Origin of the sequence: Rugamonas violacea, assembly GCF_016461825.1 — a bacterium.
In the GTDB taxonomy this organism is placed as follows: Bacteria; Pseudomonadota; Gammaproteobacteria; order Burkholderiales; family Burkholderiaceae_D; genus Rugamonas.
In genome coordinates, this window is sequence record NZ_JAEMNU010000029.1 from 36,857 (window position 1) to 46,410 (window position 9,554).

5 protein-coding genes are annotated in these 9,554 nt (G+C 64.9%); 2 read left to right on the forward strand and 3 right to left on the reverse strand.

Annotated elements, in window-relative coordinates:
* Positions 1–131: 131 nt before the first annotated feature.
* The 3 genes from H7U20_RS05710 to H7U20_RS05720 form a co-directional block, all read right to left on the reverse strand.
* Complete coding sequence (locus tag H7U20_RS05710) at positions 132–1,763, reverse strand: NAD(P)/FAD-dependent oxidoreductase (RefSeq protein WP_199518640.1); 1,632 nt, start codon at positions 1,761–1,763, stop codon at positions 132–134.
* Between the two features lie 224 nt (positions 1,764–1,987).
* The gene (locus H7U20_RS05715; protein WP_199518641.1) at positions 1,988–4,828 is read right to left on the reverse strand and encodes a TonB-dependent receptor domain-containing protein; all 2,841 of its coding nucleotides are present in this window, start codon (positions 4,826–4,828) and stop codon (positions 1,988–1,990) included.
* Positions 4,829–5,444: 616 nt separating this feature from the next.
* The gene (locus H7U20_RS05720) at positions 5,445–6,170 is read right to left on the reverse strand and encodes a 16S rRNA (uracil(1498)-N(3))-methyltransferase (protein WP_199518642.1); all 726 of its coding nucleotides are present in this window, start codon (positions 6,168–6,170) and stop codon (positions 5,445–5,447) included.
* Positions 6,171–6,325: 155 nt separating this feature from the next.
* Here H7U20_RS05720 and tkt point away from each other — a divergent pair, with 155 nt between their 5' ends.
* Entirely contained in the window at positions 6,326–8,323 is a 1,998-nt protein-coding gene (gene tkt / locus H7U20_RS05725) for a transketolase (protein ID WP_199518643.1), read from the forward strand.
* 42 nt (positions 8,324–8,365) lie between these two features.
* Positions 8,366–9,376: a type I glyceraldehyde-3-phosphate dehydrogenase gene (gap, locus tag H7U20_RS05730; protein ID WP_199518644.1), complete on the forward strand. Its 1,011-nt coding sequence runs from the start codon at positions 8,366–8,368 to the stop codon at positions 9,374–9,376.
* The last annotated feature ends 178 nt before the right edge of the window (positions 9,377–9,554 follow it).

A 9,554-nucleotide genomic window follows, 5' to 3' on the forward strand; every position in this document is an offset into this window, starting at 1 on the left:
GGTCTGACCCCGGCTCTTCGCCGCTGGGTTCGCCAGCGTCCCCGGCGCCTTGAACCACGGCGCACGCACGGTGCCGGCAAAAAAACGGCCGCGTCGAACGCGGCCATTTTTACAGCGTCGAAGCGGGCCGGTTAGGCGGCCGCCATCGACAGCGCCACCGCCTCGGCCACCTTGATGCCGTCGACGCCGGCGGAGAGGATGCCGCCGGCGTAGCCAGCGCCTTCGCCGGCCGGGAACAGGCCCCGGGTGTTCAGGCTTTGCAGCGTGTCGTCGCGGCGTTTGATGCGGATCGGCGAGGAGGTGCGCGTCTCCAGCCCGGTCAGCACGGCGTCGGCCTTGAAGTAACCCTTGATCTGCTTGTCGAAGGCGGGGAAGGCCTCGCGCAGCGCCGTCACGGCGTACTCGGGCAGCGCCAGCGCCAGATCGGTCAGGTGCACGCCCGGTTTGTACGAGGGCACCACGGCGCCGAATTCGGTCGAGGCGCGGCCGGCGACGAAGTCGCCCATCAGCTGGCCCGGCGCGCTGTAGTCGCCGCCGCCCAGCTCGAAGGCCTTCTCCTCCAGCCGGCGCTGCAGCTCGATGCCGGCCAGCGGGTGGCCGGGGAAGTCCTGCTCCGGCGTGATGCCGACCACGATCGCGCTGTTGGCGTTGCGCTCGTTGCGCGAGTACTGGCTCATGCCGTTGGTGACCACCCGGCCCGGTTCGGACGCCGCCGCCACCACCGTGCCGCCCGGGCACATGCAGAAGCTGTACACGGCGCGGCCGTTGGCGGCGTGGTGCACCAGCTTGTAGTCGGCGGCGCCGAGGATCGGATGGCCGGCGCTGGGGCCGAAGCGGCAGCTGTCGATCAGCGATTGCGGGTGCTCGACGCGGAAGCCGATCGAGAACGGCTTGGCCTCGATGTAGACGCCGCGCTCGTAGAGCATTTCGAAGGTGTCGCGCGCGCTGTGGCCGACGGCCAGCACGACGTGGCGGGTGGCGATCTTCTCGCCGCCCTCGAGCGTCAGGCCGCGCACCTGGCCGCCGTCGGCGCCGGCTTCGATCTCCAGGTCGACCACCTTGCAGCCGAAGCGGTATTCGCCGCCCATCGCCTCGATGTTGGCGCGCATCTGCTCGACCATCTTGACCAGGCGGAAGGTGCCGATGTGCGGCTTGCTGACGTACATGATCTCCTCCGGCGCGCCGGCCTTGACGAACTCGGTGAGCACCTTGCGGCCGTAGTGCTTGGGGTCCTTGATCTGGCTGTACAGCTTGCCGTCGGAGAAGGTGCCGGCGCCGCCCTCGCCGAACTGCACGTTCGATTCCGGGTTCAGCTCGCGCTTGCGCCAGAAGCCGAAGGTGTCGACGGTGCGCTCGCGCACTTCCTTGCCGCGTTCGAGGATGAGCGGGCGCAGGCCCATCTGCGCCAGGATCAGCGCGGCGAACAGGCCGCAGGGGCCGGTGCCGATCACCACCGGGCGCTCGTTGTGGTCGTGGCCGGCCGCTTGCTCGCCCTTGGCGACGAATTTGTAGCCGGTGTCGGGCGAGGGCGTCAGGTGCTTGTCGTGCTGCAGCCGCGCCAGCACGGCGGCCTGGTCCTTGACGTCGACGTCGAGCGAGTAGATCAGCACGATGGCGCTGCGTTTGCGCGCGTCGTAGCTGCGCTTGAAGACGCTGAAGCCGAGCAGGTCGGCGGCGCCGATCTGTAGGCGGGCCAGGATGGCGGCGGGCAGCTCGGCCTCGGCGTGGTCGAGGGGGAGTTTTACTTCGTTGAGTCGCAACATGGTGGTCGATCCGAAAGATTGCCGGGCTCCGTAGTTAGCGGAGAGTCAGGGCGCGCGGGCACGGCCGGGGCCGTTCGCGCGCTTCAATCCGCTATTTTACCCGCAGCGGCCGGCCGGCGACCACCGGCGCCGGGCCGGCATGGCCGGCGCCGGCATGAAAAAAGCCCGTCGGCGGGGCCGACGGGCTGGCTGGCGACGGGCCTGGACGGCCCGTGGCGGGGTGCTTAGAACTTGGCCGAACCGGTCAGGTAGAAGGTGCGGCCCAGCGGGTTGGAGTAGCGGCCGTCGTAGCCGACCTGGTTGCCGCCGCCCTTGGTGCGGTCGGAGAACGGCGGGTCGGTGTCGAGCAGGTTCTTGACGCCGGCGGTCACGACAAAGGTCTTGTTGATCTGCGCCCGGGTTTGCCAGTCGAAGGTCTGGAAGGCCTTCACGTCGCGCACCATGTCGACGAAGGCGCCCAGGGTGCCGTCGGGATTGACTTCCTTGACGACCGAGCCGCTCGCCTTCAGTGGCAGGTCGTGGTAGCCGGAACGGTAGTTCATCGCCAGGGTGTGGGTGAACATGTCGCTGCTCTTCAGGCTGAAGGCCAGGCGGCTGATCACGCGCGAGGTGGCGTTGGGAAGGCTGTCATACTTGCCCAGGCTGCTGTCAATGCCGTCGGAACTCTCCTTCTCCGACTTCAGCATATACGTGCCGCTCCAGTTGACGGTCAGGTTGCCCAGACCGGTCTTGGCGCGGTAGGTGTGGTCCCAGTCGATGCCGCGATAGCGCGAACTACCCAGGTTGAAGTAGGGCAGCAGGGTGACCAGCTTGTTTTGCTTCTGGCCGGCGTCGTACACGGTCGAGTACAGCGCGTTGTACTTGGCCGTGTCGCCGAAGGCGATCGACTCGGACAGCTGGTTGATCTGGTTGCTCATCTTGACGTTCCACAGATCGAAACCCAGCGACAGCGAGGTGATCGGATCGAAGCGGAAGCCCAGCGTGTACTGCTTGGATTCCTCCGGTTTCAAACCGGCCGAACCCTTCAGCGCGTTGCCGCCAGAGGTCAGCGCGTATTGGGTGTCGCCGAGGCAATCTTCGGCGCGCGGATCCGGCGCCTTGACCGGGCAGGCGTACTTGCCCGTGGTCACGCCGAAGTCGGACACCGGCTGGGCGATCTGGTCCAACTCCGCCACCTTGAAGCCGGTGCCGTAGGAGCCGCGCAACAGCAGCGTGTCGACGGGGTTGAAGCGGAAGGCCAGCTTGTAGGTGGACTTCGAGGCATCGTTGCCCTGGGTGGCCGAACCGAGCAGTTTCGACTCCAGGTTGTACACATACTTGTTGTCGACCGCGTTGTAGCTGTCGTAGCGCACCGCGGCGGTCAGGTCCAGGTTCTTGATGACCGGCACCAGCACCTCGGCGAATCCGCCCCAGTTCTTGCGCGAGGCGTCGACCGGCAGGGCGCCTGGCGCGCTACCGACCACCGTGTCGGTCCAGTTCGGCTGTTGTGGATTCGGGCCCTGGCTGATCGAGCTCGGCAGGTTGGCGTAGCGCTGCTTGCTCGAGTCCAGTCCCACGCCCAGCTGTACGCCGCCGGCCGGCAGCTTGAACACTTCGCCCGAGGCGCGGACGCTGAGCACCTGCAGTTTGGTCTTGGTTTCGGCGTCGAGCTCGTGCAGTACGGCGGGAGCCAGGACCGAGGCCGACGAGCCGGCCTGGCCGAACGGGTCGAACACCAACTGGTCGTACTTGTCGCCGCTGAGGAAGCCGCCGGCATAGTTGGCCTTGCGGGTGTTCTCCGAATGGACGTACGAGACGCCGTAGTCGAACTCCTTGAAACGGCCGTCGACGCCGATGGCCAGATGGCGCGCCTCGGTCACGTACTCGGAGGTGCGGCCGCCGGCGTCAACCAGGCGCAGGTTCATGCTGGCCTTCTTGACGTTGGCCGGGTCGATGCCCAGCTGCGCCAGATAGGGGGCGACGTTGGTGGCGTACTTGGCGTCGGTCAGCGGCAGGCCGATGGTTTGCGCGGCCGGCGCGAAGCGGCCGGTCTGGGTGAATTTCGAATTGACCGCCTCGGCGAACACGGTGGTGTCGCTGTTGAGCTTGTAGCTGCCCGAGGCGAAGAAGCTGTCGCGCTTGGACTTGGGAATCAACTGCACGGTGCCGGAGTAGTCGAACCAGCACGACTTGTCGTTGGCGGTGCCGATATAGGCGGTGTTCGGCGCACACTTGCCGTCCTTCAGGTAGTTCGGCGAGAACGCCAGCGGGGTGCGGCCGTCCTTGAAGCTGAGGGAAACCGAGGCCGGCGTGGTGTTGAGCGCCAGTTGGTACATCGAGTACTGCTTGCCGTTGTTCTCGAATCGCACCAGGCCGGTCTTGGCGAAGTCGCGCTGCGAGGCGTTCAGTTCCTTTTGCTCGTCGTGGGCGTAGGACAGCAGGACGTTGTAGCCGTCGGTGTCGAGGTCGCCGAAGCCCTTCGACAGGGCGAAGTTGCTGCTCTTGCCGCCGGATTTCTGCGGCGAGCTGTAGGTGCCTTCGACGTTGAAGTCCTGCTGGTTCTTCTTCAGAATGAAGTTGATCACCCCGGCGATGGCGTCGGCGCCGTACAGGGCGGAGGCGCCGTCGGTCAGGATCTCGACGCGCTCGACGGCCGACAGGGGAATGCTGGCCAGGTTGACCGCGCTGCCGGCGGTGTAGGAGGCCATGCGGCGGCCGTTCAGCAGCACCAGCGTGTAGCCGGCGCCGATGCTGTGGATCGACGCCGTTTGCGCGCCGCCGCCGCCGCCGTTGACCGACTCGGCCGAGGTGGTGAAGCCTTGCATCGACGGCAGCGCCTGGACCAGGTCCTCGACGCTCTTGGCGCCGCTCTTGGCGATGTCGGCGTTGCTCAGCGTTTGCACCGGCAGCGCGCCTTCCTTGGCGATGCGTTTGATCGACGAACCGGTGATCTCGACGCGCTGGATCGATTGACCCTGGGCGGCGTCTTGCGCCATCGCTGTCTGGCCCATCAGGCCGAAGCCGACTGCCACGCCGCCCGAAAACACCAAGCGCAACGAACGCGATAAGACTGTTTCTTTCATCATTTGCTCCAACTCCTCTGCGGGAAAATTATGTGTGCTGTTTCCGCGTTATCGGCGGCTTACTGAGATGTCAATTTCGATTACCATTGAATTTCAGCTGCCTCATAAGACCATCGCCCAGTATTTGCTGTCAATATCATTAATATTGTTTTTAAGATATTTATCATCGATATGTGACATATGGCCGATAGTTTTTCATCGGCAATGATGGTCGCGCCGCGTCCTGGAACCGGGCGGGCGCTGCCCCCGGCCTTCTGCGGAAGAGGGGAAACAGGGACTCCGCGGGCAGTCTGGCGCCGGCGGCGGGGCGGCGCGGCTCATATTCGCCGCGATATAGCTGGGCGTGGAAATGTTACAAAAAATGTAGTGCGAAAAAACAACATTGACACTATTGCTCTAAATTGAAGCAGCATCGACAATTCTTGATTTGTGCGCATGCGTAGATGATTTGTTTGCTTCCGTCGGTGCTTTACCGCAGGAAGGCAAGAAGGGGGAGGGGGCGGCCGACGTTTGTTCGGTCAACCATTGCGATTTGCAAGCCTCGCGGCGTTGGCGCCGGCCGGAGTTGCCGGGCGCGCCGGGCGGCGCGGCGGAGGGGGGGGGATTGCCGCCTGGCCGGCTACATGCCGCCCCAGATGGCGCCCAGCGCGGCCAGCGCGCTCAGGCCGGCCGTTTCGGTGCGCAGGATGCGCGGCCCCATGGTCAGGGCCAGCGCGCCGTGGGCCAGCGCGGCGTTCTCCTCGTCCTCGCTGAGGCCGCCCTCCGGGCCGATCACCAAGGTCACCGCCTGCGGCCCCTGGTGGCGCGCCCAGTCGGCCAGCGGCTGGGTGCCGCGCGGCGACAGGATGATGCGCTTGTGCATGTCCTGCTGGGTGATCCACTGTTTATAATCCTGCAACTCGCCGAGCTGGGCCAGGCGGTTGCGTCCGCTTTGCTCCGAGGCCGAGACGATGATGCCCTGCCAATGCGCCAGGCGCTTCTCGGCCCGCTCGGCCGACAGGCGCACCACGCAGCGCTGCGCCGCCAGCGGCACGATGCCGGAGGCGCCCAGTTCGACCGCCTTCTCGACGATCCAGTCCATCTTCGAGGCCTCCGGCAGCGCCTGCGCCAGCGTCACGGCGAACGGCAGCTCGACCTCGCGGGCGTGGTGCACCTTGACCTCGGCGCTGACGCTGCGTTTGGCGATGTTGTCCAACGTTGCGCTGTATTCGCCGCCGTCGCCGTTAAATAGCGTGACAATCTGGCCCGGCGCCAGGCGCAGCACCTGGATATGATGGGCCACGGCTTCGGGCAGGTTGACGATGGCGCCGACGGCGAGTGGCTCGGGACAGTAGAAACGGGGCATGCGGGTATCCTGGTGGTCTGATGGGCAAGACTTTGCAGCGCAATTTTAATTGGTGGACACTTGGTCTGGTAAAATACTTAGTTCAGCAAGCAGGAAGACTGCGTGAGCAGGGCCTGCGTTGCATCCAGTTTCCCTACTTTCGCGATTGACCAACGATGAACTCTACGCTTCCGACCACCAAAATGGCTAACGCGATCCGCGCGCTGGCAATGGACGCAGTCCAGAAGGCCAATTCCGGCCACCCCGGCATGCCGATGGGCATGGCCGAAATCGCCGTTGCGCTGTGGAGTGGCCATTACAGCCACAATCCGGCCAATCCGAAATGGCTCAACCGCGACCGCTTCCTGCTGTCCAACGGCCACGGCTCGATGCTGCACTACGCGCTGTTGCACCTGTCCGGCTACGGCGTGACGATGGACGACATCAAAGCCTTCCGCCAGATGCATTCGAAAACCCCGGGCCACCCCGAGGTCGACGTCACGCCGGGCGTGGAAACCACCACCGGCCCGCTGGGCCAGGGCATCGCCAACGCCGTCGGCATGGCGCTGTCGGAATACCTGCTGGCCAGCCAGTTCAACCGGCCCGGCTTCGACATCGTCGACCACTACACCTACGCCTTCGTCGGCGATGGCTGCCTGATGGAGGGCATCTCCCACGAAGTGTGCGCATTGGCCGGCACCCTGGGCCTGAACAAGCTGATCGCGCTGTACGACGACAACGGCATTTCGATCGACGGCAAGGTCGAGGGCTGGTTCACCGACGACACGCCGAAGCGCTTCGAAGCCTACGGTTGGAACGTGATCCGCGCCGTCGACGGCCATGACGTTGCCGCCGTCGCCGCCGCCATCGCCGCCGCCAAAACCTCCAGCAAGCCCACCCTGATCTGCTGCAAAACCATCATCGGCAAGGGTTCGCCGAACCTGCAAGGCGGCGACAAGGTGCACGGCGCCGCGCTGGGCGACAAGGAAATCGCCGCCGTCCGCGAGTACATCGGCTGGGACGCCGCACCGTTCGAGATGCCCGCCGACGTCTACGCCGCGTGGGACGCGAAAGCCGCCGGCGCCAAGCGCGAAGGCGACTGGTCGGAGCTGTTCGCCGCCTATAGCGCGAAGTTCCCGGCAGAAGCCGCGGAATTGAGCCGCCGCATGCAGGGCGACCTGCCCGCCTCCTTCGACGCCACCTTGGCCGCCGCCATCGCCGCCTGCGTCGACAAGAAAGAAAACATCGCCACCCGCAAGGCCAGCCAGAACGCCATCCAGGCGCTGGCGCCGTCGCTGCCCGAGTTCCTCGGCGGCTCGGCCGACCTGACCGGTTCGAACCTGACCAACTGGAAAGAGTGCGTCGCCCTGCGTTCCGGCCAGCCCGGCAACCACGTCAACTACGGCGTGCGCGAGTTCGGCATGAGCGCGATCATGAACGGCGTCACCCTGCACGGTGGCTTCATTCCCTTCGGCGCCACCTTCCTGACCTTCTCCGACTACAGCCGCAACGCGCTGCGCATGGCCGCGCTGATGAAGCTGCGTTCGATCTTCGTGTTCACCCACGATTCGATCGGCCTGGGCGAAGACGGCCCGACCCACCAATCGGTCGAGCACATCTCGTCGATGCGCCTGATCCCCAACCTGGACAACTGGCGTCCGTGCGACACGGTGGAATCGGTGGTCTCGTGGGGCGCGGCGGTCAAGCGCAAGGACGGCCCGTCGACCTTGATCTTCTCGCGCCAGAACCTGCCTTACCAGGAACGTAGCGCCCAGCAAATCGCCGACATCGCCCGTGGCGGCTACGTGCTGCAGGACGTCGCCAACGCCCAGGCGATCCTGATCGCCACCGGCTCCGAGATTGAGCTGGCCGTCGCCGCCGCCGCCGCGCTGGCCGCCGAAGGCGTCGCCGTGCGCGTGGTGTCGATGCCGTCGACCGACGTCTACGACCGCCAGGACGCCGCCTACAAGGCCGGCGTGTTGACCAAAGGCCTGCCGCGCGTGGCGATCGAAGCCGGCGTGAGCGCTTTCTGGTACAAATATGTCGGTCTGGAAGGCGCCGTGGTCGGTATCGACACCTTCGGCGAATCGGCCCCGGCCGGCGTGTTGTTCAAACACTTCGGCTTCACGGTCGACAACGTCGTGGCCAAGGTCAAGTCTGTGCTGCTTGCGTAATTTTTATTGCTGGATACCTCTTTTTTTAATCAGGAGCAAAGTATGACGATCAAAGTTGCAATCAACGGTTATGGCCGCATCGGCCGCAATGTGCTGCGCGCTTTCTACGAAGGCGGTAAGAAGCAAGACATCCAGATCGTGGCCATCAACGACCTGGGCGACGCCAAGTCGAACGCCCACCTGACCCGCTACGATACGGCGCATGGCAAGTTCCCCGGCACCGTGACGGTCGAAGGCGACAACATGATCGTGAACGGCGACACCATCCGCGTGTTCGCGCAGCGCAACCCGGCGGAAATCCCATGGGGCGAGCTGGGCGTCGACGTCGTGCTGGAGTGCACCGGCTTCTTCACCACCAAGGAAAAAGCTTCGGCCCACTTGAAGGGCGGCGCCAAGAAAGTCATCATCTCCGCCCCGGGCGGCAAGGATGTCGACGCCACCATCGTCTACGGCGTCAACCACGGCGTGCTGAAAGCCTCGGACACCGTGATCTCGAACGCTTCGTGCACCACCAACTGCCTGGCCCCGCTGGTCAAGCCGCTGAACGATGCCATCGGCGTCGAAACCGGCCTGATGACCACCGTCCACGCCTACACCAACGACCAGGTGCTGTCCGACGTGATGCATGAAGACATGCGCCGCGCCCGTTCGGCCACCATGAGCATGATCCCGACCAAGACCGGCGCCGCCGCCGCGGTCGGCCTGGTGCTGCCCGAGCTGAACGGCAAGCTGGACGGCTTCGCCATCCGCGTGCCGACCATCAACGTGTCGCTGGTCGACCTGTCCTTCATCGCCAAGCGCGACACCACCGTTGACGAAGTCAACGCGCTGATGAAAGCGGCCGCCGAAGGCGCGCTGAAGGAAGTGCTGACCTACCAGACCGAACCGCTGGTATCGATCGACTTCAACCACAACCCGGCTTCGTCGAACTTCGATTCGACGCTGACCAAGGTGTCGGGCCGGTTGGTCAAGGTCTCGTCGTGGTACGACAACGAGTGGGGTTTCTCGAACCGCATGCTGGACACCACCGTCGCCCTGATGAACGCCAAGTAATTCGGTGGTAGACAGGTAGTAGACATTCGCGGCCCGACGGGGCGCGAACAAGCCTCCCGGCAGCGATGCCGGGAGGCTTTTTTTAGGTTCATCGCGTTTGGTGGGGAAAGACAGACTTGACGTTTTTTGCTGGGAGGGGGTGGCGGCAGGGGTTTTGAATTGGTAAATTGATTGTCGC

Coding starts and splice junctions, on each gene's coding strand:
- H7U20_RS05710 (WP_199518640.1), bottom strand. CDS start 1,763: ATGTTGCGACTCAACGAAGTAAAACTCCCCCTCGACCACGCCGAGGCC.
- H7U20_RS05715 (WP_199518641.1), bottom strand. CDS start 4,828: ATGATGAAAGAAACAGTCTTATCGCGTTCGTTGCGCTTGGTGTTTTCG.
- H7U20_RS05720 (WP_199518642.1), bottom strand. CDS start 6,170: ATGCCCCGTTTCTACTGTCCCGAGCCACTCGCCGTCGGCGCCATCGTC.
- tkt (WP_199518643.1), top strand. CDS start 6,326: ATGAACTCTACGCTTCCGACCACCAAAATGGCTAACGCGATCCGCGCG.
- gap (WP_199518644.1), top strand. CDS start 8,366: ATGACGATCAAAGTTGCAATCAACGGTTATGGCCGCATCGGCCGCAAT.